Source organism: Mesorhizobium sp. WSM3626 (assembly GCF_000513935.1).
Lineage (GTDB): Bacteria > Pseudomonadota > Alphaproteobacteria > Rhizobiales > Rhizobiaceae > Mesorhizobium > Mesorhizobium salmacidum.
On sequence record NZ_AZUY01000020.1, the window covers coordinates 84,112 to 99,898 of the forward strand.

At 59.7% G+C, this 15,787-nt stretch carries 16 protein-coding genes; 11 read left to right on the top strand and 5 right to left on the bottom strand.

Going from position 1 to position 15,787, the window contains the following annotated elements; translation table 11 throughout:
* Positions 1–96 precede the first annotated feature (96 nt).
* From M653_RS0116120 to M653_RS0116145, 6 genes are all read left to right on the top strand, one after another.
* Positions 97–1,068: an MBL fold metallo-hydrolase gene (locus tag M653_RS0116120; RefSeq protein ID WP_027144283.1), complete on the top strand. Its 972-nt coding sequence runs from the start codon at positions 97–99 to the stop codon at positions 1,066–1,068.
* Positions 1,069–1,098: 30 nt separating this feature from the next.
* A complete protein-coding gene (locus M653_RS0116125; protein ID WP_027144284.1) occupies positions 1,099–1,578 on the top strand; it encodes a tetratricopeptide repeat protein in 480 nt (159 codons plus the stop codon).
* A gap of 358 nt (positions 1,579–1,936) precedes the next feature.
* Positions 1,937–2,446, top strand: a complete 510-nt coding sequence (locus M653_RS0116130) for a DoxX family protein (RefSeq protein WP_027144285.1) — start codon at positions 1,937–1,939, stop codon at positions 2,444–2,446.
* Between the two features lie 104 nt (positions 2,447–2,550).
* The gene (locus M653_RS0116135; RefSeq protein WP_027144286.1) at positions 2,551–3,150 is read left to right on the top strand and encodes a BA14K family protein; all 600 of its coding nucleotides are present in this window, start codon (positions 2,551–2,553) and stop codon (positions 3,148–3,150) included.
* Between the two features lie 120 nt (positions 3,151–3,270).
* The gene (locus tag M653_RS0116140) at positions 3,271–3,594 is read left to right on the top strand and encodes a DUF2934 domain-containing protein (RefSeq protein ID WP_027144287.1); all 324 of its coding nucleotides are present in this window, start codon (positions 3,271–3,273) and stop codon (positions 3,592–3,594) included.
* Positions 3,595–3,836: 242 nt separating this feature from the next.
* Positions 3,837–4,124: a hypothetical protein gene (locus tag M653_RS0116145; protein WP_027144288.1), complete on the top strand. Its 288-nt coding sequence runs from the start codon at positions 3,837–3,839 to the stop codon at positions 4,122–4,124.
* A 968-nt stretch (positions 4,125–5,092) separates the two neighbouring features.
* Here the strand turns inward: M653_RS0116145 and M653_RS1000000136740 are convergent.
* The 4 genes from M653_RS1000000136740 to rlmJ form a co-directional block, all read right to left on the bottom strand.
* Entirely contained in the window at positions 5,093–6,037 is a 945-nt protein-coding gene (locus tag M653_RS1000000136740) for a hypothetical protein (RefSeq protein ID WP_156938206.1), read from the bottom strand.
* Positions 6,024–7,082 carry an adenylosuccinate synthetase gene (locus tag M653_RS1000000136745; RefSeq protein WP_156938207.1) on the bottom strand — a complete coding sequence of 353 codons (1,059 nt, stop codon included), beginning with the start codon at positions 7,080–7,082 and terminating at the stop codon, positions 6,024–6,026. Before M653_RS1000000136745 ends, M653_RS1000000136740 begins: the two co-directional genes overlap by 14 nt.
* The gene (locus M653_RS1000000134975) at positions 7,064–8,941 is read right to left on the bottom strand and encodes a ribonuclease H-like domain-containing protein (RefSeq protein ID WP_051442692.1); all 1,878 of its coding nucleotides are present in this window, start codon (positions 8,939–8,941) and stop codon (positions 7,064–7,066) included. Before M653_RS1000000134975 ends, M653_RS1000000136745 begins: the two co-directional genes overlap by 19 nt.
* A 524-nt stretch (positions 8,942–9,465) precedes the next feature.
* A complete protein-coding gene (rlmJ, locus tag M653_RS1000000135650; RefSeq protein WP_198028788.1) occupies positions 9,466–10,290 on the bottom strand; it encodes a 23S rRNA (adenine(2030)-N(6))-methyltransferase RlmJ in 825 nt (274 codons plus the stop codon).
* A 220-nt stretch (positions 10,291–10,510) separates the two neighbouring features.
* Between rlmJ and minC the strand changes: the two genes are divergently transcribed.
* From minC to minE, 3 genes are all read left to right on the top strand, one after another.
* On the top strand, positions 10,511–11,353 hold the full coding sequence (gene minC, locus M653_RS0116170) for a septum site-determining protein MinC (protein ID WP_027144291.1): 843 nt from the start codon (positions 10,511–10,513) through the stop codon (positions 11,351–11,353).
* A 164-nt stretch (positions 11,354–11,517) separates the two neighbouring features.
* Complete coding sequence (gene minD / locus M653_RS0116180; RefSeq protein WP_027144292.1) at positions 11,518–12,333, top strand: septum site-determining protein MinD; 816 nt, start codon at positions 11,518–11,520, stop codon at positions 12,331–12,333.
* A complete protein-coding gene (gene minE / locus M653_RS0116185) occupies positions 12,330–12,602 on the top strand; it encodes a cell division topological specificity factor MinE (RefSeq protein WP_027144293.1) in 273 nt (90 codons plus the stop codon). Before minD ends, minE begins: the two co-directional genes overlap by 4 nt.
* A gap of 85 nt (positions 12,603–12,687) precedes the next feature.
* On the opposite strand, the gene M653_RS0116190 is transcribed toward minE, so the two are convergent.
* The gene (locus tag M653_RS0116190; RefSeq protein WP_245262163.1) at positions 12,688–13,413 is read right to left on the bottom strand and encodes a sulfotransferase family protein; all 726 of its coding nucleotides are present in this window, start codon (positions 13,411–13,413) and stop codon (positions 12,688–12,690) included.
* A gap of 127 nt (positions 13,414–13,540) precedes the next feature.
* Here M653_RS0116190 and M653_RS0116195 point away from each other — a divergent pair, with 127 nt between their 5' ends.
* Positions 13,541–15,007 carry a hypothetical protein gene (locus M653_RS0116195; protein WP_027144295.1) on the top strand — a complete coding sequence of 489 codons (1,467 nt, stop codon included), beginning with the start codon at positions 13,541–13,543 and terminating at the stop codon, positions 15,005–15,007.
* A gap of 278 nt (positions 15,008–15,285) precedes the next feature.
* Positions 15,286–15,787, top strand: a 502-nt coding sequence (locus M653_RS0116200; protein WP_027144296.1) for a PAS domain-containing protein, incomplete at its 3' end; no start/stop codon positions are given.

Here is a 15,787-nt window from a genome sequence, read left to right on the forward strand (position 1 = left end):
CGACGGTGCCCGTGCCAATCCGCGGTCAGCGACGGAGGGCCAGCGGTCCTCCGTCATTCCTTCAAAAGTAGCCACAACTCAACAGAGGAGATCACCATGTTCAGCATGTCACGCCGCACAGTGCTTCAATCCGCCGCCGCCGCTGCCGCCTTCGGCCTTGCCGGCAAGCTGGAATTCACCCGGCCCGCTTTCGCGCAGACGCCGGTGGAACCCACCGTCGGCTTCTACAAATACTCGGTCGGCGACATCGAGGTGACCGCCATCTATGACGGTATCTGGAAGAAGCCGCATGACCCGGCCTTCATCAGGGATGTCTCGGTCGACGACACCAAGGCGGCACTCGCCAAGGCCGGGCTGACCACCGACTTCATGCCCATTCCGCTCACCGTCGCCGTGCTCAAGATGGGCGGCAGGCTGATCATGATGGATGCCGGCTCCGGCGTCGGCCAGTGGCAGGCCAACGCCACGCATCTGCCGGCCAACATGGCCGCCGCCGGCATCGACTACAAGGCGATCGACACCATCATGATCTCGCATTTCCATCCCGACCATGTCTGGGGCCTGATGGAGAAAGGCACCAACACGCCGGTGTTCCCCAATGCCGAGCTGATCGTCAACGCCACTGAATATACCTGGTGGACCGATCCCAGCCGTCTGGCCAAGCTGCCCGAAGGCCGCAAGCCGGCGGGCAAGCGCATCGCCGAGAACTTCCCGAAATGGAAGAACTGGAAGCTGGTCGAGGATGGTGCCGAGGTCGTGCCCGGCATCCAGATCATCGCCGCACCCGGCCACACGCCGGGTCATTCGGTGTACCTCGCCAACTCCGGCAAGGAGCAACTGATGATCTCGGCCGACACCATGTATGTGCCGGCGCTGCTGGCGCCGCACCCGGAATGGCAGGGCGCCTACGACCAGGACGGGCCGACGGCGATCGCCACGCGCCACAAAATCATCGACCGGGTGATCGCCGACAACATCCGCATTTCCGGCTCGCACTTCCCGTTCCCGGGCACCGGCGTCTTCGTCAAGGACGGCAGCGCCTATGGCTTCACTCCGGTCCAGATTTGAGCGCCAGCACTCAACCAAGCGAGACAGACAATGAAACGATCCTTTTTGGGCAGAAACGCCCTGTTCGGCCTGCTCGGCGCCATTGCCGTGCTGACCGTGGTTCCCGTCGCCACAATCATGCCGGCCTTTGCGGTCGACGACATCGAGGGCGCCGACGCGCCGGACCTCACTGCCGTCAAGGCCAAGCTCGACGCCAAGGACTATAAGGGCGCGCTGGCCGATCTGCGCGACCTCGCGCAGGACAACCAGCAGGCCGACGTCTATAATTTGCTCGGCTTCACGCTGCGCAAGACCGGCGACTTCGCCACCGCGCTGACCTACTACAACAAGGCGCTGGAGCTGAAGCCCGACCACAAGGCGGCCCGCGAATATCTGGGCGAGCTCTATGTCGAGACCGGCGACATGGCCAAGGCCAATCAGCAACTGGCCTCGCTGCAGAAACTCTGCCCCGCCGGCTGCGAGGAGCTTTCCGACCTGCAAAAGGCCATCGACACCAAGGTGACGAAGTAAGTTCCCCCTCACCCGGATTGCCAACCGAATTGCGAAGGGCAATTCGGGGCAATCCGACCTCTCCCCGAGGGGAGAGGAGGAGGCCAGCGTCGGCGCCTGCCTCTTCTCCCCGCCGGGGGTCCGAAGGACGGGCGAGGCCCGTGAATCGCCCCGGCATAGGTGGCCGCGCAGCGGCCGGATGAGGGGGCCTTGGCGCGAACCCGTCCCCAACACACCAAAGTTCGGGCGCTCGTGGCTGGCGCCCATTGCCGGAGCCGGCGCCTCTCCCTCGAGCCGGCTCCGGCCCTTTCGAACATCACATCCGGCAGGCGCCATCCCTGCTTGGCGTCGCCTGTGCCAGAAATATCGGAGCCCGACCATGACCCTGAACAAACGCGCCGCAAAGCTGCTCGCTACCAGACTGTATCTGAGGGACGCGGCCCTGCTGGTCGGCCGCCTGCTTTTGTCCCTCATCTTCCTGCATGAGGGCGTCACGCTGGCAACCCATTTCGACGCTGCCGCCAAAGCGATGGCGGCCCTCGGCGTCGGCCTGCCGCTGTTCATCGCCACCATCGTACTGCAACTGGGGGCAGGGCTTTCCGTCGCAACAGGCGTGCTGACGCGGCTGGGCGCCATCGGGCTCGGCCTGTTCTGCCTTGCCACCGCAACCCTGTTCCACACCAACTTCGCCAGCCAGAACGAACTGCTGCATTTTGAAAAGGATCTGGCTACATCAGGCGGCATGTTCGTGTTGGCCGCGGCCGGCGCGGGCAGGTTCTCGCTGGACTGGCTGTTGACCGGCTATTTGCAGCAGCGGCGGCGCGACAAGGACATGGCGGCGGCCCTGCTGGCGGTGGAGAACCAGTTTTCCCTGAGGCTGCCGGTTTGAGGGGAGCTGAGCCCGCGCGCCTCATCCGGACACGCTCGCACGCACTTTGCTGGAACCAGCCTTGATGCTCCGCATTCTATAAGCAGGGGCTGAAGGAGCGTGACGTGAAAGCGATTGTGGCACTGGTCAGCGGCTTCGTTTTGACGCTGGCGGTTTTCGGCAGCGGGCTCGCCTTTGCCGCCTGGTTGCTTGCCGCCAAGCCCGCGCATGAGGCAAGGCCGACCGTCAGCGTGGCGGAGCTCTGGACCAGGAACGCGCGGCCGGTGAACAAGGCGGCGCAGAACCTCGAACGCTTGCCGGCCGACCAGCCCGCCCCGCCCGACATCGCCGCCAAGGAGCCGGCACCCGATCCGGCCGCGACCGGCTCGATCGAGCCCGCGGCAAGCGACGCGGTCCTGCCGGCGTCCCATCTCCAGTGGTGCGCCAGCCGCTACCGCTCCTACCATCCCGACGACAACAGCTACTTGTCCTATAGCGGGCTGCTGCGCCCCTGCGTCTCGCCCTATTTCGACGCCGGCGCCGACCAGGGCGCGCAGCCTTCAGCCGAAGTCAGCTATGCCGAAACGGGCGACGCCGCTTCGGCCGCCACGGCGGGGCTTTCCGCCGACCATGTCGATTCCTGCTTCAACCGCTACCGCTCCTACCGGCCCGAGGACAACAGCTACCAGCCCTATTCCGGCGGACCCAGGCGCCAGTGCGAATAGCCGCCGGATGAGGGACCAGCGCTGCATAATAGGCGCCTCGTGACCCCAACGATCACGCAAATTTTTTGGATCGTTCGGATCGGCGCGGCGTTCATGCCTCACATGAGTGGAGGAATGGATATGAGCGACGACCGCGACGACAAGATCAGGAACCGCGCCTACGAGATCTGGCAGCGCGAGGGCGGCGCGCATGGCGACCATGACCGGCACTGGCGCCAGGCCGAGATGGAGATCGACCGGGAAGCCGCCCTGCCGCTGACGGCGGACGACGCGCTGCCGCAGACCGGCGAGATCGCCAGCTCCGACGTTCTGCAGGTTGAAGCGCTGGCGGCGCGCACGGGCATATCGGGCGACGAGGCGCAGGAGCTGATCGACAGGCTGGGCACCGACCGCGCCGCGATCGAGCAGGCCGCGCGCAACCTCAAGGCGAAGCGCAGGCGCTGAACGCGAGGCATTTCGAGACAATGCGTTGGCGCGGCTTGATGAGAAGATGATTCATCGAGCCGGCCCCCAAAATCCGCGAAGTCAGTTCTCTACGACGCCCCCCTCTGTCCTGCCGGACAGAGGGGGTAAAGCGCTGTCCTCCGTCATCTGCGCCCGCTACTTCCGTCATCCGCGGCAATGTCGGAACCCTTGGCCGCCTCGGAGGTTCACCCTGTCCCAACCCCCCCAGAGGAGATGCACTCATGGACCACGCAAACCACGTCAGGCTCCGCCCCGCCGAACTGACCCCGGACACGCTTGAAGGCGCGACCATCTACGGCCCCAACGACGAGAAGATCGGCTCCGTCGACCATATGCATGGCAGCGGCCAGGTGGTCATCGATGTCGGCGGCTTCCTCGGCATCGGCGCCAAACCGGTCGCCGTCGCCGCCAACGAACTCGATTTCATGCGCGACGAGGACGGCGACGTCCACGCCGTGACCAGCTGGACCAAGGACCAGCTGAAAGCCATGCCCGAACACCGCGACTGACAAGGGAGGGGCTCGGCGATCGCCGGGCCCTTCGCCAAGGGAGAGACCGATGATCAGGAAGCTGAAAGACGGAAAATACCGGCTTTATTCAAGGAAGAAGGACGAGAAGACGGGAAGCGGCGGAATTTGGGGACGTTTGATACAAGGGAGGCGGCGGAGAAGCATGAACGGGAGGTGCAGTATTTCAAGCGGGGGTGAGGGGGCAGTTCCTCGCTAGAGGACTGTCAAGCGACATTAGAGACGTGAAGGCGGACCTTGTGGTCTTTCCACCTGCAGCAAAATTCGCGAGCGCGATTTGTGGTGTCGGCATCAGGATTGACTATGAAAAAAGTTCGGCAGCTATATGCAGTCGCCCTGACGGCAATTGCGGGCATCTGTAGCGCGCATAACCACTTATCGACCTCAGTATCGTGGCCACCCTTGAGTCTACTGTTATGATGGTAGATGACGGTGCAACGTCCCTCGCTCAGTGCTTGCGCTTCCACGAGTGGAAGCTGTTTCCCGAAATTCGAAGCCCTTCTGCGCAACGGATCATTGGATACTAGACCATTATCTGGGTCAGCAAAAACCAGACTGCACGGACTTAGATTCTCCAAGAGTTTCAAAAACCACGCGCTTCTAGCGTCAGAACGCTCCCGAGCTCGTAGGGGGACAGGTAACGGCTCTGATGAAAATAATGTATTCTCCCCGAAAGCCTGCTCAAGAGCGCGCACTGATCTGTTGCCATGTACGACCTGCGATAGGTGATCAAATAGCCAAGGATCAAGCGGTCTCCAAAAGCCAGGATTAGCTAAGTATGACGTATGCCCGCCGTCACCATTGTGAGACTCGTCAGGATATAAATACCAAGCTACTCCAACATTATGCGACTTGCCGAGCTCCCTAAGCAATGCAAGCTTTATATAATCCCCAATATCTCCCGAGTATCTATTTTGCATTCAGCGTTAAACCTAAATATCTGATGCGTTTTATGGTTGTATTGCCTCTTTTATGGATGAAATCTCTTTTTGTAAGTCGGCAACCCTGGAGGAAACTTCATTTATATCGGATCGCGTACCAAAATAGAATGATGCCCAAAGGCCAGCGATAGTCAATATTGTGATTAAGACGCCGGCTGAGTTTACGTTCCTTGAAAAATCCGACGATTTCTTCGCCTCTAGCGCTTGTTTTGACGCCAATTCGGCATCTCGAGCAGCCTTGTTTGCCGAATCTTCTGCTTTTGTCGCGCTATCCGGAATGGAGCTTCGGATGCCGATAGGAAGTCTATCAAGGTTAAACTGTCTCGAAGCCTTCAAAATGAACTTTCTTATATCCCAATGCTGTCGTTCTGTCTCCCTTAGGGGTATACGCCCGAGATCGTTGTCGGACGTCGTCTTGGTGAACTCGACCCAAATCAATCCCTCGTCTAATGGAATCTCGTAATCTTCATTTGTTAGATTGTGCAATGGGATGCAAAGCTTTCCCCAGTAACCGGGGTCGACCAACGGGCCTGTTCCTAACAGAAGACCTCTGTGAACGTGCATAATCTGAAGATTAAATCTAACTGCAATATTTCGTGGAAGCCGAAAATCAAGATCGCATTCTACAAATACGATTGAGTTTGCCTTAACGAGAAGGGGTTTTTCTACTTGAAGGATGTTAACAAATTCGTTGCTGTCTTTCGGAAATACATACGCGCAATCACCTATGCGTCCTTCATAAGAAGCCTTCTTGAGCCGAGATCGGTTCCCTCCGCCAATACAAAATGGCGAAATTAGACCGGTCTTTTCGACATATCTCTTAATGTCGGACGCCGATAGCAGCGAGGGTGGAATATCAGTGAAAGTATCCTTTTCTCCCCTATAATTGTTTGCTAGCCCCTCAGCGCGCTGGCGGGATACTATTTCTCGTACAACATCATCATCGAAGTCCATTCGAACGCCCGTGTATCTGTGCTGTGGTTAAATTGATCGGAGAAAAGCCGTACCAATCCACTCGTCGGTTGATCTTATTTTCCACATCCCGAATAAAGCGTGAGAGGTCACTATTCGAATTTTGAAGATCCGTCTCTGCTCCTACGTAGTCGAGATGATTCATTACGAGCGTCGTTGGGTGGTTGGCAGCAAGTGCTCGAATGACTAGCTCTGGATCAAATTTCCCCACGCGGCGCCGTTTGTTGGTTACGGTAGTATACTCAGTGATGTCATACTTTTTTTCAGTTCTTTCGGCGATCGCATTCCAACTCGTTTCGTCGACCAAAGGTCCGGATTCGCCAGCGACTCTTATTGGGTAGGATCTGATTACCATCGTTACGTCATCTACGTCTAACGGGCTCAGTCCTGCTTCGGAGAGCGCTCCGGCCGCCGTCGTAGTGCGAGCCGTCGCCTTGGGCCAATAGCCTCCATCAAGGAGTGAAAGGCCGAAGCCCTGAGTGCCTTCAATTACTATGCGCTCTCCTCGATTGAGTTTATCTCTAAGGACTGTTGTGCAGTCGCGGATGAGCCTGTGAAGGGGGGCGAAATCTGCGGCGCCAACCGAAACTAGAGGAAAATTTGTAGCCCCGCGCGCCACCGAGGCCATAACGGCTCCGCCCACGCCAGAGCCTGTAGAACCCAATGACCCAATTATGCCTGCTTCTTGCTCCCAAGTCCGATGTTCCCTAGTAATAATACGGGCATTCGGGCTTATGAAGATCCGGCGTTTAGGATATTTCAGCGCATCGATCTCATAAAGTAGTACATCGATATCGATATAAGAGCCCGCTGGAAAGACAACATCTACGTTGCGATCAATGCACCCTGCAGGCAACTGCCTGAGCGCCCATTTCTTCCCAGCACGATCGTATCCGGTGTGGCCGGAGTTCGGCCCACCGACCCTGACTACGGTAACGGGGCCGTCACTGCGTCTTGCAATTTCAAGGGCGATCTTCCCTTTCCCTTCGGAGCCGAATTGGCCGCCGATTACGATGGAAACTGGCATCTGCTTTCCTTAATCTGCGCGGCGAGTTCCGCCGCCCACGGATCGATTTCGTCTTTGCATCCCTCGTTCGGGAACACATAATGCGCCAGAGAACGCATGGATTCTACCTGGCTTTCAACATCTGAGTTGGCCACAGCATCGAAATCTTTATCGGAACTGCGGGCTAAATATCTCTGTCGGCGCTTGCCCTCGTCCGCGTCAACGAAGATATGGACGTAACTTCCGCCGGAACGTTCGGCAAGGAATGCGTGATCTTCGGGAAACCGGAGCCCATCTACGACAATGGCTGACGCCTCGCCGACTCGCGAAAGTGTGCGCTCAGCCAACCATGTCTGCCGGCCGGTTCGATTGATCTCGCTGCCAAGTGCTTGTCGATGCTTTCTGTCGAGTGGTTGACCCTGAGCCCGCAACTCATCATCGATAACTAGGCTGAAACGCGTATAGGCAAAGCCCATTTTCTCAAGCGTTCTCGCCATTGTCGTCTTGCCGGCAGCAATCGGCCCGCTAATGCCAATGATGAAGGGATGGGTTTTCCCGTCGAGCTTCGGGACTATCAACGGCGGCTCCTCGGATGTTCCTAAAGCTTCAACAAGACCTGCCCAGTGAAACGAGCCGACTAGGGCTGAGGTAATGGCGTCAAGTTCATCATGCGAGGCGCTGCTTAGGTCGCCGATCACGCCGAAATCCGTGAGACCCAGTTTCAACCATTCGACACCGGCGCCCTTTCTCGGAATGCGCATAATATCCTGCGCCGCGCCAGGGTAGCTTTCAATGACCGGAACGCCCAGCCTTCGAAGCGACCTAGCAAGGCGAATCCCTCGGGCCGTCAGTTTCTGCATGCTAGGCAGCAGACAAGGATAGACATTGACGCCGCGCCTCTTCAGTTCGCGCTCGCATTCGCGCATAATACCAAAGCGCACTCTACCCGGGTCGCTATCCTCAACACTTGTTCGCCCTGCGGGAAGACATAGTGGGGAGTCTATTGAAACCAAATCTGGATGACTGCTGAGCGTGTGCTGGAGGATTTCCTCGTCGGTGAAGACGGTCTTGAAGGAAGCCTCTTTGCCGTTCAGCAAACACCAGCCAGACCCCCGAGCCTCTGAGCCCGTCAGGTCAATTCCAACCACGCGGGCGCCTTCCGCCAGGCTACCTCCAAGCAACTGATCAAAATCGGGGGCTGACGAAAGGTCGGCTGCGGCGGTGCCGAATTGCGGAATGTCGATCCACCCCGCTGGCGCTGCCCAGTCCTTAAAGACAGGGCGGCTTAGGAACAGGTCCGGTTCGATCCCCAGCCTGTCGATCACGTGGTCGAAGATGGCACCCATGGCCGCGATATCGGCGCGATTGTATCGGACAAGGGTTTCCAATGCGGCTATGTCCCCGCGGAGATAGCGATGCCATAGCAAGACTGCGGCAAATCCATCGACATTCGCAATCTCGCCTCGCAGCGCAACCGCAAGTTCTCTCTCAATTGCCTTTTGGCCTCCCGTGAGAGCTACCCGGCGGCAAAGATACATCAGGTCAATGTGATGCGGGGGCAGCGTAACGTCCGGGAACTCCTGTCGGATGAAGCGCTGGTCAAACCGAATGCCATTGAATGTCACCAGGGCGAGCGCCTCCTTGGCATCCTCCACCAGTCTCTGATGACTCTCGCCTTTAATCATCGTGGAGGCGCGGCCACCAATTGACCAACCAACGACGGTAATCTCGTCGTAGTGATGACTCAGACCGGTTGTCTCAATGTCGAGAAACAGCACGCGCTCGGGATACTGACTGCAAAGCGCAAGCTGCTCTTTCAGCCGCAACGGCAACTGAGGTCTGCGCTCGCTAGTCGAGGCTCTTGGTGCGCGGGCCAGCATCAGATAAAGTCCCAGTGAGTTCGCGGGGTGTGAATTGGCTTGAGCGAGGTCGCCACCGCCGGTGTATCATGCGCCACCACGCTCTCTCTTGGCCGAACTAGTGGCACCTCATGCTCCGCTTCTTGCCCCGCACCAGGCTAGCTCGATTAGGCGCTTTTGGCGATAATTGGCGATTCGTTATACAGAGGATATTCGATTGGCTCGTGACATGCACGGTGACCACTTGAAGCGGAAGAAAACGAAAATCAGGGTAGGGAATTACGACATAACGATCGAGTCGATTATGGACAAAACGTCGCGTCTTCATGACTACGGCTTTAATCGCTCCACATGGCATCGAGGCGCGAACCTGATGCGACGTCTCGGCTCCGATCGCGCATTGGAGCTTATGGATGCAAGAGCTGACCGGGCACTCGCAAGTGGGCACTTGGCAACGTGCCACAAATGGCGTGATCTTATGGCCGTTATACACGCGATCGAGAGTGACGAGCCTCAGCCCACCGACAGGGTGCACTGAAGTTGCGCTATGAGCCAGATACGGGCTCTACCGACCAGGAAGCTCCCTTTCCACCCAACAGCACAATGAGTTCCTTACAAAGGCGCCGAAGTCCTTCGTCGATCCGCCAAGGAGGATTGCAAATGACCAGACCGCTGCCGGCTAGAACGACACCGTCTCGCCGGTAAGGGCAGAGTTCAGCTCGGAGAACGTTTGTAAATCCGGCTTCAAGAGATGAATGGGCGATGCGGTCTCCGACTATCTTATCTTTTATGGGATACCAAACTGCGTAAATTCCCGTTGCCCACTTGCGGAATCCAGTCTGAAGCGCAATTGCGATCTGCTCAATTTCGTCCTGCCGTTCGAATGGAGGGTCGATAAAGACCAGTCCTCTCCGTTCTGGAGGCGGCAACATAGCTCCAGTTGCCTCGTAACCGTCCCTCTGATGCACCGAAACTCGACGATCTTTCCGGTACCGCTCTTTTAATCTGGCTCCGTCCTTCGGATGCAATTCACATACAATAAGTCGATCTTTGTCCCGCAGAGAATGCCTGATTAGCTCTGGTGACCCGGGATAAATTCTAAGAGATTGGTTATTAAGAGCATTTATGGCTTTAAGATACATAGGTGCAGAGACAAGCGTCTTGCCAAACACCTTCCCAACCCCGGCGTCCATCTCCTTTGTAAGGACAGCTTCTTCGGAAGTGACATCATAGATTCCGACCCCGCCATGGGTGTCGAGCACTGCGAAAGGCATTGGCTTCTGCAGCAGATGCTCCAAGATGAGTGTCAGCGCTGCGTGTTTGAAAACTTCCGTATGATTTCCTGCGTGAAATGCGTGTCGATAGTTCACTCTGCCGCCAAGCCTTCTCTGCTCGATCCTAAACTTTAGCCTGAGCTTAGATCGAAGGGCGGGTCTGGAGAAGGGGCAGGAAAAATCGCGACGGGGTGCGTTGCTGATTCTTGAACCAGCTTGGCTGGACCTGCCCCGCCGCCTCTCCATTCCTCCCCCGTTAACCATTCGTTAACCATTAACCACCTAGCGTTTACCTCTCAGTAAGGATTCGCTGGCCGTGACCTTTGCCGCCCCCGTCGAAACAAAATCCATTCGTTTTCGCGCCCGTTCTTTCGTGGCCTTTTCGCTTACGCCGGAGGCGCCGATTTCGGCGTGGCTGGAGGGGCTGGATCACTGGATCGGCAATTCGCCGGGGTATTTTGCCGGGCGCCCCGTGGTGCTCGATTTGAACGTGCTGAAGCCCGAGGTCGCCGACACCGCGCTGCTGGTCGCTTCGCTTGGCGCGCGCGGCATCCGGGTCTATGCGATCGAGCTCGAAGGGGCTTCGCTCGGGCTTGACCTGCCGCCGCTTTTGACCGGCGCCAAGGAGGCGACTTCGGACGGCCTGCTTTCCGGCCGCAAGGGCAAGGCGGAGGCGTTGGAAGAAGCCGGCAAGCTGGAGACGGTGTTCTCGGATCGCGGCAAGGATGCCGGCAAGCCCGAAGAGGGCAAGCCGGTCGAAATCAAGGCCGAGGCCGGCAAGGGCAAGGCTGCCAAGGCGGCGGAAGCCGGCGTGGTGGAAGCGGTCCAGGCCGGCACGCTGATGGTCAAGTCGCCGATCCGCTCGGGCCAGTCGATCTTCCACCCGCATGGCGATGTCATCGTGCTGGGCTCGGTCGCGTCCGGTTCGGAGATCATCGCGGCGGGCTCGATCCATGTCTATGGCACGCTGCGCGGCCGCGCCATCGCCGGCTCGCAGGGCAATCGGTCGGCGCGCATCTTCTGCCGCAGGAACGAGGCCGAGCTGATCTCGGTCGACGGCTGGTACACCACCGCCGAGGAGATGGAAGGCGTCTCGCGCGGCAAGGCCGTGCAGGCCTTCCTCGAAGGCGACATGCTCGCCGTCGTGCCCTTGAACTAGGGCGGCGCGATGCTGACGCCCGGTTTCACGGTTCCGGTCCGGACAAGCGCCGAGGCAAGATCGCCATGCGCAAGCTTCGGACCGGCTTGGGATGGCATGATGGCAGGCTCTGACCGTGCGGTGCACGGCATAACAAACGACAACAGGCAACGGAGGCTTTTTCCATGGGCAAGGTAGTGGTCGTCACATCGGGCAAGGGGGGCGTCGGCAAGACCACCTCGACGGCCGCGCTGGGTGCCGCGGTCGCCAAGACCGGCAAGAAGGTGGCGCTGGTCGATTTCGACGTCGGCCTGCGCAACCTCGACCTGATCATGGGCGCCGAGCGGCGCGTGGTGTTCGACCTCGTCAACGTCATCCAGGGTCAAGCCAAGTTGTCGCAGGCGCTGATCCGCGACAAGCGCGTCGACACGCTGTTCCTGCTGCCGGCCTCGCAGACGCGCGACAAGGATGCGCTGACGGAGCAGGGCGTCGGCGAGGTGATCGACAAGCTGCGATCGGTCTTCGACTACGTCTTCTGCGACAGCCCGGCCGGTATCGAGCGCGGCGCGCAGCTCGCCATGCGCTTTGCCGACGAGGCCGTCATCGTCACCAATCCGGAAGTGTCGTCGGTGCGCGATTCCGACCGCATCATCGGCCTGCTCGACGCCCGCACCATGCGCGCCGAACAGGGCGAGCAGATCGCCAAGCACGTACTGGTCACGCGCTATGACGCGGCGCGGGCCGCGCGCGGCGAAATGCTCTCGATCGACGACGTGCTGGAAATCCTGTCGGTGCCGCTGCTCGGCATCATCCCGGAAAGCCAGGATGTGCTCAGGGCCTCCAATCTCGGTTCGCCGGTGACGCTGTCGGAGCCGCTCAACAACGCCGCCAAGGCCTATCTCGAAGCGGCCAGGCGGCTCGAAGGCGAAGATTTGCCGGTGGTGGTGCCCTTCGAACGCAAGGGTTTTCTCGACCGTCTGCTCGGAAGGAGGGCCGCATGAGCATCCTCGACCTCTTCAAGCGGCGCACCAGCGCGCCGGTGGCGCGCGAGCGGCTGCAGGTGCTGCTCGCCTATGAGCGCCGTAGCCGTGGCCAGCCCGATCTCGTCTCCATCCTGCGCGAGGAGATCATGGCTGTGATCGCCAGGCATGTGCAGATCGACCAGGATTATCTCCAGGTCTCGATGGATCGCGGCGAGACCATGTCGACGCTGGAAATCGACATCCAGATCCCCAACAAGAGCGCCGTGCCGCTCGCCATGGCGGGGTAAAAACGCCGCGCTTTTTCCTCGCCCCACTCCACAGGGGGCGAGGAACCCGGATTTGCCGGGCCGGCCCCGCCGGTATTCGTCCAGATCAGTTCAGCGAAAATCTCGACCTGAAGCCCGTCGCGTTGTTGCGATTGGGATAGTCCTGATCCGGTATCGCAAGGCCAAGATGGGTGCACAGTGGTTCCCAGCCATCGCCAAGGGCATGGACCAGCAGCCGCTCCGGTGGTACCCCGGCGTACACCGCACGGACATTGGCCTCGTAGCAGGCAATGGCATGCGCTCGATCGCCGGGCCGGCCGCCGAATACCTGCCTGGCGATCAGGGCAAGGCCCAGCGATTCCCGATCCACGCTTTGCTCAAGTCCCGCCGCGATCGTTTTCTCAAAACTCTCCCACCAGCTTTCGGCCGAACGGTAGGTCAGGATCACCCTGGCATTCGGATAGAATTCGATCAGTTCGCGCCAGTAGTATGCCGAGGGCCAGTCCAGACAGGAGACATAGCCCGAGAGCAGCTGGTTCCAGTCCGGCGTGGCACCTTGGGCCAGCGCGCGCCACATCCGTTTCTGCTCCTCGTTGCCATTCACTTCATGCATGTGATGACAGGGGCCGAAGCCGAGAATGGTCAGCGCCTCGCGCATCGAATCCGTGCCCGTTCGGCCGAAGCCGGTTCCGATCACCTTGATCGACATCTCCACGCCCTCCCGTTCGACCTGCAAACCGTTTGCCGACACCATATCAGGCCGCACACCACGTTCACACCGTCGCGAACGCCACGGTCCGCGCCGGAGGCTTGGCACCGGCTGCCGCGGCATCCAGATCGCCAATGTCGAAAATTTACATTTTCCACCGGGGGCTTCCCCTGCGGAATAAGCGGATGTAAGGATACATATTAGCAGTTTGTTAAATATCCGGTTTTGGTTGCGTAAGAGGGAGTTCCGTATGAACTTCAAGAGCCTGATCAAGCGTGCTGAAGATGTAGATAACGCCCTCCAGGAGTTGCAGGACGATCTTGCGGACGCCCTGGATGCCAGCCTTGATAGCGAATTCGAGTCACCGCCAAAGGGCGACGGTGTCCCCGATGCCGAGTCAGGCGCCGATGCCTCGCCGCCACAAGTCGATGCCGATTATGCGGATGCCGCGGACAATTCGGATGACGCGGGCAATGCCGAAACCGCCAAAACCGCGCCACGACTGACCCCCCACGCCCAGACCCGGCTGGCGGCGTTGAATGCCTTCGAAGGGATGTTCCACGACGCCAGGGATTATCTGGATGAGATCAACGGCAAACTGTCGGAGATCTCGACCTCGCACCATCTGACGCGCGAATTCCTCAACATCCTCCACACCGACATTCTTCGCGCCAACGAGCTGGAGCTCGCGAACGCCGGCCTGATCGCGGAGCAAAGAGCGCTGTCGGACAAGCTGCACGACACGGCGGCAAAGCTGCGCGAGCGTGACGGCGCGTGCGAATTGCTGCAGCAGCGCGAGACAAGCCTGGTCCAGGACCGGGAGACGCTTCGCGCAACGCTTGCGGCGGTAAGGCTCGAGCTCACGGAGACGGCCAATGCCAGCGCCAAACGCGACGCCGAATTCGGCGACATCGCCAACCGGCTGACGGCCAGGACGGTCGAAGCCAACAGGCGCCTGCGCGAGAGCAAGATGCTGCGGGAAAAACATGTCAGCCTCTCGGCCGAGCTCGACAAGGTGCTGAAGCGGGAGACCCAGGCGCGCCACAGGCTGGACGAGCTTTCGACAATCCACGCCAGCGAAGCGGCGCGGCTTGCCGAACTGATGGCGGCGCTCGGCAAGAGCGAGAAAGAGGAGATCCGGCTGCAGAAGGCGCTCGAGGCCACACAGGCCAAGCTGGCGGAAAAGACCGAGTCGGCCAGCATGATGGAAGGCGACTGGGAAGCCGAACGGGCTCGCGCCCAGACGGAAATGCGCGGATTGCGTTCCGAGATACAAGACCTGGAATCGCGGCTGGAGCGGGTCTCGAACGAGAACAGCGCGGCCGCCGCCGAGATGGCCAGGCTCAAGACCGAGCTGGACGACGCAGTGGCCGAAAAGAAGATCGCCGATGAAAGACTGTCCGCGCTCACGGATGAGAACGAAGCCGACAAGCTGAGCCTTTCCAGGGCGAACGCCAATCTTTCGCAGCTCACGTTGCAGCAGGCGTCGGAAGACATACAACGGGATGTCCAACGGCAGGAATGCGAGGATCTGCGGGCCGAAATCGCCTCCCTCAATGTGCGGATCAAGGAATTGCTGCCCTACGAGCGGCTCCACAAGGCCACCAACGGCAGACAGCGCGAGGGCGAGGTGGTGGAGATCGCCGCCGTGGTGGCCGAGAAAGCCCGGGCAACGGGCAGGCGGCCCATCCGCAGGAACCTGCGCGCCACGTCGTAGCTCGGCTCCGCAGGTCTCGTTGCCCCAGCGCTTCGGGCTCAGCGTGCGCTGTTCAATGCCGGGCAGTCGAAAGCGGCCGTCGAGGCCGCCAGGCGCATCGCGACCAGTATTTCATCACCTACCGGTCTTCGGTATCGACCGCGCTCCATGGCGCTACCGTTGCGTGAGACCAGGCTGGTGCCGGCCTGCTCATTGTGCCAGTGGCAATGCCGCTTTGGCGATAGCCCGCGCAATACTTCGCTGATATTGATGGCCTCAGAAAATTCCTGGATGAGCAGATGACATCGAATTCAGATAAGGCGGAGACGGTCGAGCAGTTGCTCGAAACGCCGGACCTTGCCAGCGCGCTGGAAAGCGAACANTTCAAGAAGTTCCTCGACCAGGTGCCAATTGCAATCGCCGTTTCGGATGTCAGCGGGCAGGAACGTGTCGTCTATGCCAATCCGGAGTTCGAGAAACTCTCCGGTCTGAAGGCGGCCAAGCTCGCCCAGAAGCATTGGGCGGCACTTTCCGGCATCGGCCTGCACCAGCAGAAGGATCGCGCGCTATCAAGTGCGGTGGTCGACGAAACCGATTTCGTCGGTACCTTCCGACTGGAGCGGGCCGAGGACAAGCCTGCAATCGTCGACGTCTATTCCAACGTCATTGAGGATGACAATGGCAGAGCCTGCTTCCGGCTGGTGGCTCTGGTCGACGTCTCGGCCCATGGCGAGACCGAAGATGCGCGCTCGATCGAAGAGCGCGTTCGCGAGAAGGACACGCTGTTGCGGGAATTGCAGC

Excerpts from the sequence above, each read along its gene's own strand:
- M653_RS0116120 (WP_027144283.1), top strand. The coding sequence starts at position 97 with ATGTTCAGCATGTCACGCCGCACAGTGCTTCAATCCGCCGCCGCCGCT.
- M653_RS0116125 (WP_027144284.1), top strand. The coding sequence starts at position 1,099 with ATGAAACGATCCTTTTTGGGCAGAAACGCCCTGTTCGGCCTGCTCGGC.
- M653_RS0116130 (WP_027144285.1), top strand. The coding sequence starts at position 1,937 with ATGACCCTGAACAAACGCGCCGCAAAGCTGCTCGCTACCAGACTGTAT.
- M653_RS0116140 (WP_027144287.1), top strand. The coding sequence starts at position 3,271 with ATGAGCGACGACCGCGACGACAAGATCAGGAACCGCGCCTACGAGATC.
- M653_RS0116145 (WP_027144288.1), top strand. The coding sequence starts at position 3,837 with ATGGACCACGCAAACCACGTCAGGCTCCGCCCCGCCGAACTGACCCCG.
- M653_RS1000000136740 (WP_156938206.1), bottom strand. The coding sequence starts at position 6,037 with ATGGACTTCGATGATGATGTTGTACGAGAAATAGTATCCCGCCAGCGC.
- M653_RS1000000136745 (WP_156938207.1), bottom strand. The coding sequence starts at position 7,082 with ATGCCAGTTTCCATCGTAATCGGCGGCCAATTCGGCTCCGAAGGGAAA.
- M653_RS1000000134975 (WP_051442692.1), bottom strand. The coding sequence starts at position 8,941 with ATGCTGGCCCGCGCACCAAGAGCCTCGACTAGCGAGCGCAGACCTCAG.
- minD (WP_027144292.1), top strand. The coding sequence starts at position 11,518 with ATGGGCAAGGTAGTGGTCGTCACATCGGGCAAGGGGGGCGTCGGCAAG.
- minE (WP_027144293.1), top strand. The coding sequence starts at position 12,330 with ATGAGCATCCTCGACCTCTTCAAGCGGCGCACCAGCGCGCCGGTGGCG.
- M653_RS0116190 (WP_245262163.1), bottom strand. The coding sequence starts at position 13,413 with ATGCCGCGGCAGCCGGTGCCAAGCCTCCGGCGCGGACCGTGGCGTTCG.
- M653_RS0116195 (WP_027144295.1), top strand. The coding sequence starts at position 13,541 with ATGAACTTCAAGAGCCTGATCAAGCGTGCTGAAGATGTAGATAACGCC.